Consider the following 17,623-nt stretch of genomic DNA (forward strand, 5'->3'; position numbering starts at 1 on the left):
AACTCTCTTTAAACCTCCCCCCTGATGACAACCCTTTTCACGTATGATTTCGCGACCTCGGCCATTTTTCTGATTTTCTCCGTAGAATATGGATTGAGTACCCTCAATCGCTCATCAATCGTGTTCTTCGGGCGGAACTGCTGGAGTGCATACTTCTTTGCTCCACCGATGAACGCTGCGATCAATTCAATATCATTCTCATTAAGAAAAATTGGCACAACGGTCGTTCTGAATTCGTAATCGATCCCAGATTCCATAATCAGGGAGATCGATCTCTTTATCTCTTCGAGCGGTGCTTCGACACCGGAAACGTCATTGTATTTATCGTTGAGCGGGGCTTTAATATCCATTGCAATGAAATCGAGAAGTTCGTCTTCAATCAACTCCTTGATCACCTCAGGTCGGCTCCCATTGGTGTCAAGCTTGATTTTCATTCCCAGACGGCGGAGCCATGTGATCAGTTCTCTCAGATCTTTGTGAATCGTTGGCTCGCCGCCAGTGATAACCACACCGTCGATAAAATCCTCGTTCGCTCTGATATACGATTCGATTTCCCCCCGAGAAATCTCCTCGAGGCTATCGGGATTGATAACGAGGTCCCTGTTGTGACAGGCAGGACAACGGAAATTACAGCCTGGAAGATAAATCGTTGAGGCGACGCAACCGTCCCAGTCGATCAACGACGTTTTTGAAAAGCCCACGATTTTCATTGCCGATCTGAAATGAACATCAGGGATAAATTATTCTTGCCGTGGCATATCGCAGGAAAGATGAAAAATTGATAAAGAACTTTATTTTGCGTTGATATCTTCATCTTGAAATCGATGAAACTCCTGTCGGCCAAAGAGTGCATCGAGCGAAATTTGCGTGGACTGATCGATGGGAAATCGTCACGAATCGCGATTTACACTGGCGATGGGGCGTCACATTCATGGATTTGGCTCGTTGATTCGCTCGAAAATCTGGGTTATTACAATTTGAAATTTATCCAGAAGGAGGACATTTGTTCGGACATCCCAGCGGATGTCCTCTTTATTTCTGGCGGAGATACTTTCGGCCTTGCGAATGCAATTGGATCAACTCGTCTACGCAGTCTGGAAGAATGGATCGTTCGTGGAGGACAATACATTGGGATCTGCGCCGGTGCCTATCTTCCTCTTCATTCTTCACTCGAGCCATTAAATCATTTCAATCTCGTTAAGGGAAGGATAACGAATCTAACTAGTAGCCTCGATAGCCGATTTTGTAACGGCGAAAGATTCGTGACGAAGTATGGCTGCTCGTACGTCTTTCAACCGGTGCGCGGACCATTAGTCGTCGAATGCCTTGGCACCGAGTTCACGGCACCTCTTTACGGTGGACCATGTTGGTATGATGTTTCAGACGCCGAGGTTCTAGCGTATTATCGATCTTTTACTGAGAAGACGATTTTTCTAGTTCCTGAAGAGATGGCTAGCCAGATCGTCATCGACAAGATTGCAGCATTAAGGAAATCCTATGGTAGAGGTACTCTCTACCTTTTTGGCCCGCATTTCGAATACCCTGGTAATCCGATGGGCGCCTCGGTGATCGGGAGCGCGATTAATAATGAAGAGGAATTCCGTAATCATCGATATTCTCTATCACAAAATATTGAGGTGGCCGGGATGCAGCCGATTTCAAGAGAACTCCGATCCGTCGTTTCATCGGCTAGGTTAATGTGCCTCGGAATGGGGGGGATGGAATGGAGAATCGGGAGGAAAATTTGGGACAATGAGCGTTTTGGCTACTTTCTTGATGGTGTATGGAAGCGATTGAGAAAAGCAACGGAAATCGATCTGCGAATTGAACAGCAGAATAAATTAATTGAAAGATTCAAGGAATGTATCTCTTTGATGCGCCAGATGAGGATAGAACGAGGAGGTACTCAAGGCATGATGACCGCCGAGCAACTTCTGAGGGCTCTTTCATCTTCGTCTGCACAGTTCTTCAATTGCTATTTCGCATCGTTAAGACATCATTTAATAAAAAAAGGCTAAAGGGACACATTGGGCTCAGTTGAAATCTATCATTTGATGGTGATCTCATTCGAATCAAAAAATTTTTCATCGATCGGCGCCTAACACGAGAGGTCGCGGGGTGCTGATTTGTCGGGTAAACCAGTCGCGGTCATCGGGGGTGGCATTTCCGGCGTTCAGGCCGCACTTGATGTCGCGAATGCTGGGGTACGAGTGTTGTTGATCGAAAAAGGTCCTGCACTCGGCGGTCATATGGCCAAACTCGACAAAACTTTCCCAACGAACGACTGTTCCGCCTGCATTCTTTCTCCGAAATTGGTCGAGGCGAGCAGACATCCGCTGATTACAATCATGACGATGTCGGAGGTGATCGCCTTAGATGGTGAAGCACCAAATTTTAAATTGACGATACGCAAAGCGCCTCGATATGTGCGTGAGGATCGATGCGTGGCATGCGGGATCTGTGCAGAAAAATGTCCCGTAAAAGTACCAAATGAATTCGACGAAGGTCTTGGCGAAAGAAAGGCGATTTATCTTCCTTACCCACAGGCCGTCCCCTTCAAGTACCTTATTGATTCGTCGCACTGTCTCTTCTTAAACAAAGAGAGATGTGGCGTTTGCAGTAAAGTTTGTCCTGCAAATGCGGTCGATTTTGATGCGAAGCCGGTGACTGAGGTGCTGGAGGTCTCATCAATCATTGTTGCTGCTGGTTTTGAGCTCTTAAACCCTTGCAAGCTTCTTCCTTTGCAAGGCTTACAACATCCCCGCATACTCACGTCGCTTGAGTTCGAACGTCTTCTTAGCGCATCGGGGCCGACGGGCGGGAAATTGATCATCCCGCGGATAAACACGGCGCCGAAACGCATTGTTTTCGCCCAATGTGTCGGCTCGAGGGATTCGAGATTTCGCCCTTATTGCTCAAGATTTTGCTGTATGACCTCCATTAAACAGGGACTTGTTGCGCTCGAGCACGAACCGTCGATCGAGGACATCTGGATTTGCCATATGGGTCTTCGAACTTACGGTAAGGGATTTGATCGCTATCTGGCAAGGGCAAGAAAAGAGGGCATCAAATTCGTTAAGGGAAAGGTTGCGGAGATTCTGGAAGATGGCGAGAGGCTTCAAGTCAGAGTCGAGGATGTGAGAACTGGAATGATTGAGTTACTTGAGGCCGACATGGTCGTCCTCGCCATCGCAGCATCTCCGCCAAAGGGACTTTCAGATCTCGCGAAGGTCCTTGGCATCAAAATCGCCAGGGACGGCTTTATCGCAACCGAGAAACCGTTTTCTGTCAAAACGACAAGGGAAGGCATTTTCGCGGCGGGATGTTGCACAGGTCCGAAGGATATCTCAGACAGTGTCGCCACAGCGTCTGCTGCTGCATCCCATGCCCTTATGGTCTCACAAGAATTAAGGAAGTTGGAGAGCGGAACAGCGGAAAAAAGTATCGCTGGAGAAAAGAAAATCGAATCTCCGAAATCAGAAGAATCTAGAATTGGCGTCTTCGTCTGCAGATGCGGCACAAATATCGCGTCAGTCGTTGATATCGGGAAAGTCGTTGAAGCTGTGAGGAGAATCCCTGGCGTTGTATATGTTGGTGAGCATCTTTTCATGTGTTCTGACAGCGCTTTGACGATGCTGTCAGAAATGATTCGGCAGGAGAGGCTCAACAGAATCGTCGTCGCGTCATGCACACCACGGACGCATGAATCGCTGTTCCGCGCGACGATCGAAAAAGGCGGGCTTAATCCATACCTTTTCGAAATGGTCAATATCAGGGAACACTGCGCGTGGGTTCATCGGTATGAACGCGACCAGGCGACGAGAAAAGCGATCGCGTTGATCAAGGCTGCGATTGCTAAGGCATCGCTGCTTGAGCCGCTGGAGCCTGGTGCAATCGAAGTGACAAATCGGGCGCTGATCGTTGGGGGAGGACCCGCTGGTCTGAAGGCCGCATCGGATCTCCTGCGGCAGGGATTCGACGTAGTGATTGTGGAAAAATCCAACAAACTCGGCGGTTCACTACTTTCGATCGAAAATCTCGATATCGATTTTGACGATAGCGAAGCGCTTCGAGCGCTTCTTTCACTGGTCGATGAAGAGAGGCTCACGGTATGGACGAACTGTACCATTAAGGCAGTTAACGGTGCGGTCGGTGATTTCAGCATCGTCCTATCTAATGGCGCTGAGATTCACGCCGGTGTGATCATTCTGGCGCCTGGTGCATCACTTCGATGCAATGGCCAGAAAATCATCAGGGATTCAATCACAAGTGTGGAACTCGATCAAAAAATTAAACAGAATGATGTACTCCCAGAACATATCACATTCATCCAATGTCTCGGTGCAAGAAATGAAAAACGCGGTTGCTCGAGATTCTGTTGTTATAAAACTCTGCTCCAAGCAATCGAATTACGTAGGCAGGGAAAGGAAGTCAACATTTTATACACCGACCTTATGTTTTACGAACGGGGCGCGGAGGAATTATATTATGAGGCATGCCTCGAAGGCGTGCGCTTTTTTGAATATGACAAGATCATTGAGTTTCAAAATAACCGTCTCGTTTTTAACTCCGTTCTTGACGGGCTGATTTCATTGGAAACGGATCTCGTTGTTGAAGTTGATATTCTTGTCCCCGGTGATTCGATCGCGGATCTCCGCACAATTTTGAAGGTTCCGACAGACGAAGAGGGATTTTTTCTGGAAAAACATCCAAAACTCGCTCCAGTTGAATTTGCAACCGAAGGAATCTTCGTTGCCGGTTGTGCCCAATACCCGAAGAATCTCGGCGAAGCGATGATCCAGGGTTCCGCGGTCGCGGCGAAAGCCGCTGCCATACTCTCGAAAAAGAAAATTCTGACGTCTCCGATGATCTGTGTTGTAGATGAGAATAGATGCAGGGGATGTGGTGAGTGCGAAGCAATCTGCAAATTCGGGGCCGCCCGACTGATCACCGAAGGGTCGATTAGAAAATCAAAAATCAACGGGACGATTTGCAAAGGCTGTGGCACATGCGCAGCTTCCTGCCCCACCAACGCAATTGATGTCAAGGGTTTTTCGCACGATCATATGAAAAGGATGATCACCGCATTGCTAGGAGGATGCGAATGACCTGGCTTCCAAAAATCATCGCATTCTGCTGCAATTGGTGCGCGTATGCGGGTGCGGACACAGCAGGTCTGTCGAGATTTCAATATCCTCCGAGTATCAGCATCCTCCGCGTCATGTGCACAGGTCGGATTGAACCGTCAATGATTCTCAAGTGCTTTGAGCAAGGTGCCGATGGTGTCATGGTTCTGGGATGTCATCCAGGTGATTGTCATTACATTTCTGGCAATGAATGCGCAAGAAGCAGAATTGAAACGACCTTGGAGATTATGGAGATTCTTGGCATTGATAAAAGAAGGCTGTTATTGAAATGGATATCTGCATCTGAAGGTGCTCTTTTTGCTGAGACAGCAAAGGATTTCACAGAGACGATACGATCGCTCGGTCCTTTCAGGGGTGAATCTCAAGATGATCAGAGATAAAATTGAAGAATATGGGATAAGACAATGTATCGATTGCGGAAAGTGTTCGTGGGCTTGTCCAGTATCCCACCGCCAAAACGATTTTTCGCCGCGAACGGTCGTTGAACATCTCCTGCTTTACGATGAGCATCTGTCAAGCAGAGAGATGTGGGATTGCGTCACGTGCGGGACATGTAGTGCTCTCTGTAACTCTCGTGTTAAATTCCATGAAATCATGAGAACGATCAGAAAACTGTCTGTCGAGCGCGCATCGCCGATGATGACCCACGGTGATACATTCGACCTCATCGCACGCCTTTCTTCAAAGCCTTATCTCCACCCAAAAACATCGAGCTGGTTGACTTCTGATTTAAGGATAAGCAAAAACTCGAAAGTATTGTTATTCGTCGGCTGCACGCCTTATTTAAATATCATTTTCAAACACCTCAATATCGATTTCCTTCAAATCCCGAGAGCTGCGGTGAAGCTCCTTAATGCGATGGGAATCGAGCCGAATGTCTTGGAGTCGGAAAGGTGTTGTGGACACGATCAGTACTGGCTTGGGGATGACGAGTTATTTCTCCAGCTCGCCGAATTGAATTTGAAAGCGATTGGATCATCAGGCGCAGAAGAGGTCATCGCATTCTGCCCAGAGTGTTACTCGACGCTCAAGTTCGTTTATCCTCAGTTCTTCGGTCCGCTCGATTTCGAGGTCAAGAATCTGACCGCGATGATGGGCGACGCAGTTGCTGGCGGAATTCTCACTTTGAAGAAAGATAACACTTTGTCGACAACTTTTCACGATCCTTGCAGGTTAGCTAAGCATTCAAATATTATCGACGAACCGAGAAAGATCTTGCACTCGATCAGCAATTTTTTCGAAATGCCAAGGTCTGGGCATACCAGTGTGTGTTGCGGCGTCGCATCTTGGGTGAACTGTGACTCATGGACAAAATATTGGCAGCTTGAGAGAATTGAGGAGGCGAGAGCAACCGGAGCCGGAACACTCGTTACGGCCTGCCCGAAATGTCTAGCGCATCTTTCTTGCGCTCAGTATGAAAAGAACAACTATGACGAATCCTATCGCTTTGACATCGTTGATATCCACGTGCTTGCGGCCTCCCGGATGTCGTCAAACGAGCGAGGTAAAGCGGAGCTGCAAGACTCAAAGCGAGAAAAGTTGAATTAGATTGGAATTCTCTCTCGACTTTGATATTATGATGCCTAGGGGCTCTTTGTTCTCTCGCGCGTTGCGAGAATCGCCTTCAGCATTTGAGGCTTGGTCTTCAATAACTCTGAACATCAGAGTGTTGGTTCGTGAAGGTAAATCTCGGAGGTATGAATAGAGGGAAAAGTAATGATCGGTCTCTTCATCTGTCATTGCGGAACAAATATCGCCGGTGTTGTTGACATAGAATCGCTGAAGAAACATTTCTCCTCCGAGAACACCTACGTGGTGGATCATCTTTTTCTTTGCTCGAAAGCTGGCCAGGAGATGATTATCAACGCAGCGAGGGAAAATCATCTCGAGAGGGTCGTCATCGCCGCCTGTTCGCCAAAGCATCACGGCGAGATTTTCAGGGAATGTGTTGGTCAGGTCATCAACCCCTATCTCTGGGAAATGGTCAATATCAGAGAACAATGCGCTTGGACAACGAGTGATCGAAGTCTTGCGACTGAGAAAGCGAAAGCGCTCATCCACGGTGCAATTAAAAGGGTGAAATTTCATGAGCCGATTGCCTCCATCAGAGTGCCTCTTAAAAGGAGCGTCGCTGTGATTGGAGCGGGCATCGCGGGGATTCATGCGGCCCTCGAACTCGCGGATAAGGGCATCGATGTTGAGCTCATCGAAAAGGAACCTGTCATCGGCGGGAATATGGTTAAACTTAACCGCACTTTTCCAACGGACGACTGCGCGATGTGTACGATCTCGCCGATTTTAAACAGGGTGTTGGCGCATCGAAAAATCAGATTGTGGACGATGACAGATGTGGAGGAGGTGCGCGGTCGGCCTGGTGAGTATCGTATTCGATTGAAAAAGAGAGCGAGATTCGTCGATTACGACAGGTGCACGGGCTGTGGCAACTGTTCGAAAGGAAATCTTGAAGCCAGGTGGCCTCCCATCACGGAACCGTATATGGTTGATCGAATTCGCATCGACCTCGAAAAATGCACCGGTTGCGGCGCTTGTGTGAAAAAATGCAGGACGTATGCGCTCATCCAACCAGCACCGAAGGAAAAACCGAAGTATGATACCTTGAAATGTGTCGGATGCTGGGATTGCGTCAGAGCGTGTCGGTTTGGCGCCATATCAATCATCAATGTCTGTCCTGTGGTCATTCCAAATGAATTCGATTTTGGTCTTGGTTTGAGAAAAGCAATTTACATACCGAATGCCCAATCCGTCCCTTTGAAGTATCTGCGCGACGCGGATCACTGCCTGAGATTGAAGGGATTGATGGACTGCAGGGGTTGCATCGAGGTCTGCGGACCCGGGGCAATTCTCGATGAGGATACGGAACAGGTTTTTGAAATCACTGTAGGGGCGGTCATTGTTGCAACGGGATACAGGGAGTATGATCTGAGCGGGAGCGAGTACCGAACCGAACATCCAAATGTCATCACGGGGTTGCAACTCGAGCGAATGCTGAGTCCCGCGGGACCGACGCAGGGCAAGTTGGTGAAGCCCAGCGATGGAACGGCGCCAAAGAGTGTGACGTTCGTACAATGCGCTGGATCGAGGGATATGAAACGAAGAGAGTACTGCTCGAAAATCTGTTGCATGTATGCGGTGAAGAATGCGAGCCTCATTAAGAGAGATCATCCCGAAATCGACGTGAAAGTCTGCTACATCGATCTTCGAGCTTCTGGCAGAGGATATGAGGAATACTTCGACAGAGCGAGGGAGATCGGTGTTGAGTTTATACGTGGGAACGTTGGCGAGATCGTTCCAATCGGCCATCAGCTGGTCGTCAAGTGTGAAGATACCTTCCTCGGTCGGCCACGTGAGATCGTTAGTGATCTCGTTGTGCTTTCAGTTGCAATGGAACCCTCTGAAGGTACGCAGCAGATTGCGAAGATCGCTTCGCTGGTCACAGGGAAGGATGGTTTTATCGCGCCAGTTCACGTGAAAATCGCACCTGTTGACACCGCACTGTCTGGTATTTTCGTTTGTGGAACAGCCGAAGCCCCGAAGCCGATACAGGAATGCATCACTGACGCTGGCACCGCTGCATCTCGAACTTCAAGCTTCCTAAAGGAAGATGAACTTATCGTTGATCTGATCACCGCGGTAATCGACCAGGCGCGTTGCATCCGGTGTGGAAAGTGTGCTGAGATATGTTCATATGACGCCATCAAAAAGGATGAAGGCAAATACGAAGTGATCGAAATTGCGTGCAAGGCATGCGGCAAATGTGCAGCGGACTGCCCTTCAAACGCGATCGACCTCAGATTCAACAACGATCTTCAACTGGAATCTGCAGCTGCCGGCATCATTGAATACGATATCGATTCGATCATCGCCTACGCATGCGAACAATGTGGATATAATGCGGCGGATCTCGCGGGTGCGGCAAAGTATCATTATTCGACAGCAATCAAAGTCGTTAAGGTGCCGTGCAGCGGAAGGATCTCGCTCGCGCAAATGTTACTTCCTTTTGAATATGGTGCGAAAGGTGTCATGATCGCCGCGTGTCTCGATGGTCAATGTCACTTCATCGATGGAAATAGACACGCGGCTAAGAGGGTGGAGATGGCAAAGAGAGCGCTCGATTTTATGGGTATTGGCAGCCACCGACTTCAATTTTTCAACATTTCTTCATCTGAAGGTGGGAAATTTGTTGAGGCCGTGGAGAAAATCTTGAAGGACACGGAGGAAACCTGATGCAGGCTCAGCCATGTAATCCTCTTGAAACTGAGAAGACCGATTGCACGATCTGTAAAAAATGCTCGTCCGTTTGCCCTGTTAACCTCGATATCGGTGATGTGGTCCGGCTTCATAGGTATGCGGCACCGTCACGAGGATCGCACAGGGATGTTTTCCTTCTTGCTCAAGAATTGATGGCGAGGGGAAAGGTGAAATCATGGTTGAGCTCTGAACTCGATACTGGCAGGGACGAGATCTATTATTTCCCGGGCTGCCTTCCGATCTTTGACGAACTCCTTGGCTGGGGGACTTCTTATGTTCGAGCGGCGAACGCGGGTGTTGCGATCCTAAATCATTTTGGTGTATCACCGAAGATCGTTTATGGATGCTGCGGACACGATCTTTATTACGCGGGTAAACTCGATCATTTTGATTTGATTAGGAATCGTTTAACTAGGGAAATCAATGGTTCTGTCATTACGGGTTGTGCCGAATGCTATCATTCACTGAAAGAACTCCATGGTCTTAACGCGATTCATATCTCTGAGTTCATTTCTGATAAAATCAACGACCTTCCTGAAAAGCGGTTAATCACGACATTCCACGATCCGTGCAGGCTCGGGCGCTTTCATTCGATGTACGACAAACCCCGTGAAATTCTCGAAAAGATCTCGATTTTTAGGGAAATGAATCATTCAAGGGAGAACTCTTTATGTTGCGGCGTATCGGCTTGGGTCAATTGTAACAGTGTCTCGAAAGAGATCAGAGTTCAGAGATTGAGTGAGGCGACTGAGACCGGTGCGCAAATTCTAGTGACATCTTGTTCGAAATGCAGGATTCACCTCGAATGTGTTTTCAACGAGGAATCCTACAGCAATGTACCCCCAGCAATCACAATCCTTGATTTTCAGGAACTAGTTGCTGAGGCGCTTGGAATCGATTTTTCCATCGTTGGAATAGATTTCAGGGAAAAGGGGCAGCGGTTGAATCCTGTTGCGCGAAGCAAGGATTTTGCAAGGCATCTTCTTGCTAGTTCGTGCGAAAACGCGTTCATGTGTACAACTTGCGAGCGGTGTAAGATCGAATGTGACTTTCATTTTGATGTTGTTTCGATCATTGAAAGCCTCAGATCCTCCTTTGTCAAACATAACCTCAATCCTGACCCACATAAAAAGATATTTGAAAATGTGAGGTTGACGGGAAACGTTTTCGGCGAGAGAACTCCCTTTGCATCAAAAAAAGAAAATGCAGAATACGTGTACTTCCCAGGTTGCGTCGCGGTCTATAGGCGACCGCAGCTGATGCGCAACACAATGTCAATCCTCGATGCCCTTGGCGTAGATTACGAGATTCCTAATGGACTTGTCTGTTGCGGTAGCGTGCTCAAGAGGACAGGATACGATCTCTCCTTTCTCGCTGAGAAGAATAAAGAGATCATCGGAGGGAGGAAAGTCATCGTTTCGTGTGCTGGTTGTTACTCAACGCTTGCAAGGGATTATACGGGCATCGGTGTCATCCATATCTCCAAATTCTTAAAGGACAATGTTGGTCAACTTCGTCTTAAACGATACGTCGCGAAAGTCGCATACCACGACCCGTGTCACCTCGGTCGGAAAATGGAAGTGTACGATGATCCCAGAATCGTTTTGAGGGAAATTCCAGGGATCGAACTCGTCGAATTTCCAGAATCGAGAGATCGTGCAATGTGCTGTGGTGGAGGTGGTGGGGTGAGGTCTTCAAGGAGAGAACTGGCTGCAGAGCTGAGCAAGAAAAGAATGAAGCGAGCAGAAGAACTCGGAGTTGACTTCGTCGTGACTTCATGTCCATTCTGCGAGCTTAATCTTGAAGAACAGGGGAAACTGCAGGTTTTTGATATCGTCGAGATAATTGCGAAGGCTCTGGAGGGGAATTCAAATGGCGCTTGATCTTCCGTCTATCATTAAAAATTTTGATCTGAGGAAATGTATGCAATGTGGGAAGTGCTCGGCCTCATGCCCAGCGGGCTTCGAATCAAATCTAAAAACGAGAATGATCATCTATATGGCCAAATCCGGAATCGATGTCCTCGATCTGAATGAGCTTTGGAGCTGTACCACTTGTTACACGTGCCAGGAAAGATGTCCGAAAGGCGTCAAGGTGACGGACGCGATTATTTTTCTCAGAAACCTCGCCGCGAGACGGGGTAATTTTCCAAGAATTCATCTCACTGCGATCAAGGCCATATATGACACATCAAATGGGTTTCCCTTGACGCCCGAGATCTCAAAAATAAGGTCGCTGCTTGGACTTTCGAAAGAGCCAGCTGATGTCGCTCATAACGAAGAAGCGCTATCGAAATTTCGGCGATTAATGGAATCGATCGACATTATCAACATGATCCGGGAGGCTCAAAAGTGAGATATTCACTCTTTCCTGGATGCATCGCGAAGAATCTGTATCCTTCGATCGAGAAAGCGACTTCTATCGTTTTCAAGGAGCTAGGAATCGAGCTTGTTGAAGATCCATACACATGTTGCCCAGCTCCTGGTGTCATCAGGAGCTACGATTTTGACTCGTGGCTTGTTATTGCCGCAAGAAACATCGCGACCGCTGAAGCGAGGGGAATCCCCCTCCTAACGATATGCAACGGCTGCTATGGGACACTTGGTGCTGCAGACAGATACCTCAAGGAACATCCTGAATCTGTGGAGAGAGTCAATAAATTCCTCGGTATGATCGAGATGAGATATCAGGGGACCACAAGGGTGATTCATTTCGTCGATCTCATCAAAGAAAGACTTCCACAAATCAGAGAGGCGGTGAAGGTTGAGCTCGATTTGAAGGTTGCGATTCACTACGGGTGCCATTATCTGAAGCCCTCGGCTCATGGCGGCGAGAACCCTGAGCGACCAGAAATTCTCGAGAAAATCGTTGAATGTCTCGGCTGTGAGAGCGTGGATTTTCCGGAAAAACTGAGTTGCTGCGGTGCCGGTGGCGGGGTTTGGAGTGGGAATGAAGATCTCTCGATGGCAATTCTCCAGCGAAAACTCAACTTCATCAAGAAAGCAGGCGCAGACTGCATTCTCGATATCTGCCCGTTTTGTCATTTGCAGCTTGATCAGGGACAAAAGCGGTTGAAAACAAGATTCGAAATCCCTGTACTCCATCTCAATCAGCTGATCGGCCTCTCCTTCGGAATCAAGGACAAGATACTTGGCCTTCATACCCACATGGTTTCGACGAGGAATATCGCGAAAAACGCGAAGAAAGCAAGAAAGGATCTTCTTCAGTAGAATGAAGAAAAAGAAAAATCAATCAAAAAGAGTTTATGCATTCCAGACGATTGCCAGCAGACCACCGATGAAGCCGAGGATCATCCCGATGATGAAGCCTCCACCGATGACGATGCTCAGCAGTGAGAAAACCAGGATGAGGACTCCCCACGTGATGTGTTCTTCTGGATTCTGGCTCAATTTGATTGCAGCTATAAAGACGACCAATCCAAGAATCAATCCAGCGATCAAAACGATGATTCCCGCTGGCATGAACATGAATGTCATGAAAGCGCCAAGAATTGTAACGATCAATCCGTTGATCATGATGAAAACGCCTGCAATCATCGAGAGGACAATCGCCCCTTCGGGTCTCGTCTTTCGCGGATGTTGCGTCGAATAACCTTGTTGATATGGCATTTGATATTGTTGCTGGTATTGTGGCTGATATTGTTGCTGTCCAGTCGGTTGACTTTCTTGAACTGGAAGTTGCGCTCCGCACTTCGGGCAGTAATTCGCTGCGGAATGCACTCTTTCTCCGCAATATGGGCAGAATTTTACATCATCTGTCAATATGACACCTGCGTAGTGGAGAGGATTCTTACTTTAATATTTTAACGCCTAACTACAGAAATTAGCGTAGATGATAGTAACAGCTCCAGAAAAGTCTTCTTATTTTTTATCAATTTCCTCAAAGATAATTTCCCCTTTCATTTTCTTTTTCATATGGCCGCCCGGACCACCTCTTTCAATTCTCGCTTTTTCGATGCAATCTTCGCTATCACAGACGAATGCTGCGAAGAGAAAATGCTTCGCCTGCCTTCCACAGAACTGGCATCTCTCTTTTTCGATCTCCATGATAAGTTGGTATAGTAGTCATTTACTTTGATGGTTACGGGATTCCTCACATCGATCCTTTTTCAGTCTTTTCGGAAGAAAAGAGTATAAACGAGCGGAAATATCAGCATTTACTGTGAGAAAATCCGTTTTTGATCCTTTCCTCCCTGCGACGATTGGAAAAGTTTGGTCTGATCTGAGTCTCTGGGAATGTCACCAATGCGGACAATGTTCCGCCGTCTGTCCAAGCCAACTGCACGGTGGCATTCGTACCAGAGAAATAATCGAACGAGCGATGTTAGGCGCAATCAATGTTGAAAAGGAAGAGACCATATGGTTTTGCATGATGTGTCAGAGCTGCACGGAAAGGTGCCAACTGAATGTCAATCCCTCGTTCATCATCACATTGGTTCGGAATCTCGCTTCAGAGAGAGGTAATATTCCAAAGCAGTATGTGGACGAAGCGAAATTATTCATGAAGACCGGTCTTTCATTTCCGAAAACAGGTTTGACGAAAAAAATGAGAAGCGAAATGAAGCTCGACGATTTTGATATCGATCAGAAAACGATGACTGAGATCACTTTCATCGTGAATAGAACTCGATTGGGGAGGCTGGGCTTTTGAATGACACCTTTTACCTCTTCCGCGGATGTCTCATCCCAACGAGACTTCCCTTTCTCGAACGATCCTCGCTCTTTGTACTGGATAAAATGCAGGTTGATTATCAGCCGCTGCCTGGTGCAACGTGCTGCGTTGAACCAATTGGATTAAGGTCGCTCGCCGTTGATACATGGTTGGTTGTGGCCGCAAGGTTACTTTCCATCGCTGAAGAAAATGATCGGAATATCCTCACGCTGTGCAACGGATGTTTGATGTCCCTCAAAGAAGCAAAACACGCACTCAAATCGCAAAGCATGAAAGATCGCGTCAACGAGGTGCTTGCGGGGATCGGTAGGAGATATACTGGTAAGATCGATATCATTCATCTCATAGATTTGATCGCCAAGAAAAGAACAAAGCTTGATGAGCTCGTCGTGAGGCAAGGCGCGGGAATGCGAGTCGCGATTCATCCGGGATGTCATCTTGTTCGGCCTAGTAAATTGACCTCGTATGATCAAAGTTATTATACGCGGATACTCAGCGAAATCGCTAGTTCTCTCGGTGCTGATGTTGTTGCGGAAGAGGATTGGCCAAATTGCTGCGGTGGCGGAGTATCCAGTATTAATGAGGTGCTGTCTTCGAAGGTACTTGATGAATTGATCAATGAGTTCGCTGCGGCTGGTGCAAATTGCATTCTGACGCCATGCCCTTTCTGTTTTATTCAATTTGACATTAGGCAAAAACAAGGTATTCCAGTTCTCTATTTTTCCGAATTCCTGGCACTCGCACTGGGGGCCTCGCCGGAAGAAATTGGCTTAGGATACCATAAGACAAGAGTTGTTCTCTAGACGGTTTCGGGCGTCTTGACGCTTGTGATCTCGAGGCTAAAATGGATCGCCTTCGACGAGTGTGTGATCCATCCCAGTGAAAGAATGTCCGCATGTCTGGCATATTTTGGTGCTGTCTCAGGAGTCAAGCCTCCAGAAACCTCGACGAGAATCCGATCATTGAGTTTCTTCACTGCAAGGGACGCAACTTCGACCTGTTCTAGCGGCATATTATCGAACATGATGATGTCGGCTCCAGCCTTGGCTGCCTCCACTGCTTGCTCGATCGTTTCGACCTCGACTTCAATCTTTTTTGTGAAAGAAACACTCTTCGCTTTCGACACAGCCTCGGTAATACTTCCAACGACCCTCAGATGATTATCTTTGATGAGAATCGCGTCATCGAGCCGATAACGGTGAGGATCTCCACCGCCGATGATCACTGCCTTCTTCTCGTATTTTCTGAATCCAGGTGTGGTCTTCCTCGTCGCGGCGATTTTTATATTAGGGTTAAACTTTCTACACTCCTTCAGAATATTATTTGTGGCTGTGGCGATGCCGCTCATTTTCATAAGGAAATTAAGCGCGAGTCTCTCGCCAAGCAGAATTTTTTTCAAAGGTCCTTCGAGGACAAGAACATCTTCTCCTTTCGTGACTCTATCCCCATCTCTTGCCATCGGAAATGTGTTGACCCCGAGCCTTTCGAAGATCTCGATTGCCTCTTCAAGACCTGCGAGAACACCATCCTCATTCGCGACGATCTTCGCATTGCCTACTTCATCTTTGAGAAGGATGTCACTTGTGATATCGCCAAAACCTACATCCTCCTTGAGATAGTCAGTAATCTCATTCATCCAAGTTATGATGGATATTTTCTAATATAAATCTATTCATCATCTGGCTAAATCCTATTTCAATTCCATCGTTGCTGGTACATTCCAACAATACCGCTTCCTCTCAACCTGAATCACGCACTCCCTCGACGTCATTCTTTCTTTTTCTATAGTTATTGTTTTATAAATATACTTTGTAGTAGTATGTTTGAATAACATAAATGGAGGCTCGATGCACCATACCAATTAATGTCATGCCTTTATGGCCTGCTCAGTGGAATGAGGGAAAAATTACAGACCCTCGTCAAGCTGAGATCGGATCTTTTTATTCGGGCGGTTACCTCTTAAAAATATTACTACAGAACAGAATTGGCTCTTCGAGACTGAAAGCGAATCATTGACCGTCTCGATCGGATCAGAAGGCGACGTGATTCTTTCCACCGGTGCAAGGAGTAGCACGGATGTGGTTATTGAAATCAAACATGATATTCTTTCAGGTATTTTGAAAGACAAAGTGCGGGTGGAAGGGCCGTGGAAGGTAACTTTCCTTACAAGGAGAGGGGAAAGCGCATTTACATATCTACCGGGGAAATAACGGGCTTTAATGTCTCCGTGGCCTAATTGCACCGCTTCGTGAATCTCCCGGTGCAACAGTCAGGGAAACGGAAATTAACCCAATTCAAATTCTTCCCCTGGTTTCGGAAGATAAACATTGAATTCTCCTTCTAATTCTTTTGCGAGAACTTCTCTGTTCTCGCTGTGGCACAGCACGACATTCCTTGGCGAGCAGGCACGAATAAACGCGATCAATTCATTGTGATCCGAGTGTGCTGACAGGTCGAATGCTTCCACCTCACACTTGATCTTTTCCTTCACCCCGTAAATATCGATCATTCCCGTCTCGAGGAGCTGTCTACCGTTCGATCCTTCGACCTGATAGCCAGTCAAAAGAATCGCGCTTTTCCGATCATCTTTGATGTCTTTGAGATATTCCATCACGGGGCCACCATCAAGCATCCCGCCAGTTGTCACGATAACCTCGCCTTTCTTTGCGCGCTCTCGACCGGCTGGGGTTCTTACTTCCTTGAATCTGCTTTTCGCAATTCTGAGATTTTTCTCTGAGCGCAGATATTCAGGCTGGTCTAGGTAAAGTCGCGTGACCGTTCTTCCCATACCATCTACCCACATATCGTATTTTTCATCTCTCAAAATGAGCATAACCTCTTGGGTTCTTCCGACGGCGAAGCAGGGAATGATGACCTTGCCTCCGCGGTCCACGACCTCTTCAATCTTTTCGAGAAATCTTTTTTCGGTCTTTGCCCTGTTTGGATGAGTTCTGCCAGCATACGTTGCCTCGATGATGAGATTGTCGCATTTTACGGGATGTGCTCCCCAGACGAGTTGAGTGTTTCTCGTATTGATGTCGCCGGTGAATAGCGTCACATCGTCACCTCTCAATTCGTACATCGCTGCGCCAGGTATGTGCCCAGCACTGTGCATCTCTACTTCAAATCCCGCCACATCTACAGTCTCTCCGAATTCCATCGTGGTGAAATTCCTCAGGGCCGCCTTGATATCTGTGTTCTCAAACGGTCTGGGATATCCTTCCGAATCGGCAACCTTGAGAGCATCTTCCAGCAAAACTCTCGTTATTGCCATTGTCGACGAGGTTGCAACGATTTCCGTATCGTATCTCTTGCAGAGCCAGGGAACCATACCGCTGTGATCCAAATGGCAGTGAGATAGGAACGCATAATCAACGGGAGGACTCGGCATCGGATACTGAGGTGGTTTTGAAGGTCTCATTCCGTATTCAAGAAGCAAATTTGCATCTTTGTGTCGAAGGAATATACCCATTCTTCCGACAACATCAGCCCCGCCTAGAAATTTGATCATCATG

Annotated in this window: 16 protein-coding genes; 11 read left to right on the forward strand and 5 right to left on the reverse strand. The window is 47.4% G+C overall.

Going from position 1 to position 17,623, the window contains the following annotated elements; all coding sequences use genetic code 11:
* Positions 1-8: 8 nt before the first annotated feature.
* On the reverse strand, positions 9-710 hold the full coding sequence (locus tag H5T41_07855; protein ID MBC7108682.1) for an anaerobic ribonucleoside-triphosphate reductase activating protein: 702 nt from the start codon (positions 708-710) through the stop codon (positions 9-11).
* Between the two features lie 114 nt (positions 711-824).
* Between H5T41_07855 and H5T41_07860 the strand changes: the two genes are divergently transcribed.
* The 8 genes from H5T41_07860 (at position 825) to H5T41_07895 (ending at position 12,646) form a co-directional block, all read left to right on the forward strand.
* Positions 825-2,018 carry a hypothetical protein gene (locus tag H5T41_07860; protein ID MBC7108683.1) on the forward strand — a complete coding sequence of 398 codons (1,194 nt, stop codon included), beginning with the start codon at positions 825-827 and terminating at the stop codon, positions 2,016-2,018.
* A 108-nt stretch (positions 2,019-2,126) separates the two neighbouring features.
* The gene (locus tag H5T41_07865) at positions 2,127-5,108 is read left to right on the forward strand and encodes a CoB--CoM heterodisulfide reductase iron-sulfur subunit A family protein (protein MBC7108684.1); all 2,982 of its coding nucleotides are present in this window, start codon (positions 2,127-2,129) and stop codon (positions 5,106-5,108) included.
* Positions 5,099-5,527, forward strand: a complete 429-nt coding sequence (locus H5T41_07870; GenBank protein ID MBC7108685.1) for a hydrogenase iron-sulfur subunit — start codon at positions 5,099-5,101, stop codon at positions 5,525-5,527. The genes H5T41_07865 and H5T41_07870 overlap by 10 nt, the downstream gene beginning before the upstream one ends.
* Positions 5,514-6,695, forward strand: a complete 1,182-nt coding sequence (locus H5T41_07875; protein MBC7108686.1) for a (Fe-S)-binding protein — start codon at positions 5,514-5,516, stop codon at positions 6,693-6,695. Before H5T41_07870 ends, H5T41_07875 begins: the two co-directional genes overlap by 14 nt.
* A gap of 168 nt (positions 6,696-6,863) precedes the next feature.
* Positions 6,864-9,392 carry a hydrogenase iron-sulfur subunit gene (locus tag H5T41_07880; protein MBC7108687.1) on the forward strand — a complete coding sequence of 843 codons (2,529 nt, stop codon included), beginning with the start codon at positions 6,864-6,866 and terminating at the stop codon, positions 9,390-9,392.
* Positions 9,392-11,299: a hypothetical protein gene (locus H5T41_07885; protein MBC7108688.1), complete on the forward strand. Its 1,908-nt coding sequence runs from the start codon at positions 9,392-9,394 to the stop codon at positions 11,297-11,299. The genes H5T41_07880 and H5T41_07885 overlap by 1 nt, the downstream gene beginning before the upstream one ends.
* The gene (locus H5T41_07890) at positions 11,289-11,771 is read left to right on the forward strand and encodes a 4Fe-4S dicluster domain-containing protein (protein ID MBC7108689.1); all 483 of its coding nucleotides are present in this window, start codon (positions 11,289-11,291) and stop codon (positions 11,769-11,771) included. The genes H5T41_07885 and H5T41_07890 overlap by 11 nt, the downstream gene beginning before the upstream one ends.
* Positions 11,768-12,646, forward strand: a complete 879-nt coding sequence (locus tag H5T41_07895; protein MBC7108690.1) for a CoB--CoM heterodisulfide reductase subunit B — start codon at positions 11,768-11,770, stop codon at positions 12,644-12,646. Before H5T41_07890 ends, H5T41_07895 begins: the two co-directional genes overlap by 4 nt.
* 33 nt (positions 12,647-12,679) lie before the next feature.
* Here H5T41_07895 and H5T41_07900 read toward each other — a convergent pair whose 3' ends face one another.
* On the reverse strand, positions 12,680-13,156 hold the full coding sequence (locus H5T41_07900; protein ID MBC7108691.1) for a hypothetical protein: 477 nt from the start codon (positions 13,154-13,156) through the stop codon (positions 12,680-12,682).
* A gap of 141 nt (positions 13,157-13,297) precedes the next feature.
* Positions 13,298-13,483, reverse strand: a complete 186-nt coding sequence (locus H5T41_07905; protein MBC7108692.1) for a hypothetical protein — start codon at positions 13,481-13,483, stop codon at positions 13,298-13,300.
* 115 nt (positions 13,484-13,598) lie between these two features.
* Between H5T41_07905 and H5T41_07910 the strand changes: the two genes are divergently transcribed.
* Both H5T41_07910 and H5T41_07915 read left to right on the forward strand, forming a co-directional pair.
* On the forward strand, positions 13,599-14,087 hold the full coding sequence (locus H5T41_07910; GenBank protein MBC7108693.1) for a 4Fe-4S dicluster domain-containing protein: 489 nt from the start codon (positions 13,599-13,601) through the stop codon (positions 14,085-14,087).
* Positions 14,084-14,911, forward strand: a complete 828-nt coding sequence (locus H5T41_07915; GenBank protein MBC7108694.1) for a hypothetical protein — start codon at positions 14,084-14,086, stop codon at positions 14,909-14,911. The genes H5T41_07910 and H5T41_07915 overlap by 4 nt, the downstream gene beginning before the upstream one ends.
* On the opposite strand, the gene nadC is transcribed toward H5T41_07915, so the two are convergent.
* Positions 14,908-15,744, reverse strand: coding sequence for a carboxylating nicotinate-nucleotide diphosphorylase (gene nadC, locus H5T41_07920; protein MBC7108695.1), 837 nt, complete (start codon positions 15,742-15,744; stop codon positions 14,908-14,910). The two genes, H5T41_07915 and nadC, sit on opposite strands and share 4 nt — an antisense overlap.
* Before the next feature lie 376 nt (positions 15,745-16,120).
* Between nadC and H5T41_07925 the strand changes: the two genes are divergently transcribed.
* The gene (locus H5T41_07925; protein ID MBC7108696.1) at positions 16,121-16,318 is read left to right on the forward strand and encodes a hypothetical protein; all 198 of its coding nucleotides are present in this window, start codon (positions 16,121-16,123) and stop codon (positions 16,316-16,318) included.
* Positions 16,319-16,392: 74 nt separating this feature from the next.
* On the opposite strand, the gene H5T41_07930 is transcribed toward H5T41_07925, so the two are convergent.
* On the reverse strand, positions 16,393-17,619 hold the full coding sequence (locus H5T41_07930; protein MBC7108697.1) for an MBL fold metallo-hydrolase: 1,227 nt from the start codon (positions 17,617-17,619) through the stop codon (positions 16,393-16,395).
* Positions 17,620-17,623: the final 4 nt, after the last annotated feature.

The sequence above is a fragment of the Methanomassiliicoccales archaeon genome, assembly GCA_014361295.1.
Classification (GTDB): domain Archaea; phylum Thermoplasmatota; class Thermoplasmata; order Methanomassiliicoccales; family JACIVX01; genus JACIVX01.

Coding starts and splice junctions, on each gene's coding strand:
- H5T41_07855 (MBC7108682.1), bottom strand. CDS start 710: ATGAAAATCGTGGGCTTTTCAAAAACGTCGTTGATCGACTGGGACGGT.
- H5T41_07860 (MBC7108683.1), top strand. CDS start 825: ATGAAACTCCTGTCGGCCAAAGAGTGCATCGAGCGAAATTTGCGTGGA.
- H5T41_07870 (MBC7108685.1), top strand. CDS start 5,099: ATGCGAATGACCTGGCTTCCAAAAATCATCGCATTCTGCTGCAATTGG.
- H5T41_07875 (MBC7108686.1), top strand. CDS start 5,514: ATGATCAGAGATAAAATTGAAGAATATGGGATAAGACAATGTATCGAT.
- H5T41_07880 (MBC7108687.1), top strand. CDS start 6,864: ATGATCGGTCTCTTCATCTGTCATTGCGGAACAAATATCGCCGGTGTT.
- H5T41_07885 (MBC7108688.1), top strand. CDS start 9,392: ATGCAGGCTCAGCCATGTAATCCTCTTGAAACTGAGAAGACCGATTGC.
- H5T41_07890 (MBC7108689.1), top strand. CDS start 11,289: ATGGCGCTTGATCTTCCGTCTATCATTAAAAATTTTGATCTGAGGAAA.
- H5T41_07905 (MBC7108692.1), bottom strand. CDS start 13,483: ATGGAGATCGAAAAAGAGAGATGCCAGTTCTGTGGAAGGCAGGCGAAG.
- nadC (MBC7108695.1), bottom strand. CDS start 15,744: ATGAATGAGATTACTGACTATCTCAAGGAGGATGTAGGTTTTGGCGAT.
- H5T41_07930 (MBC7108697.1), bottom strand. CDS start 17,619: ATGATCAAATTTCTAGGCGGGGCTGATGTTGTCGGAAGAATGGGTATA.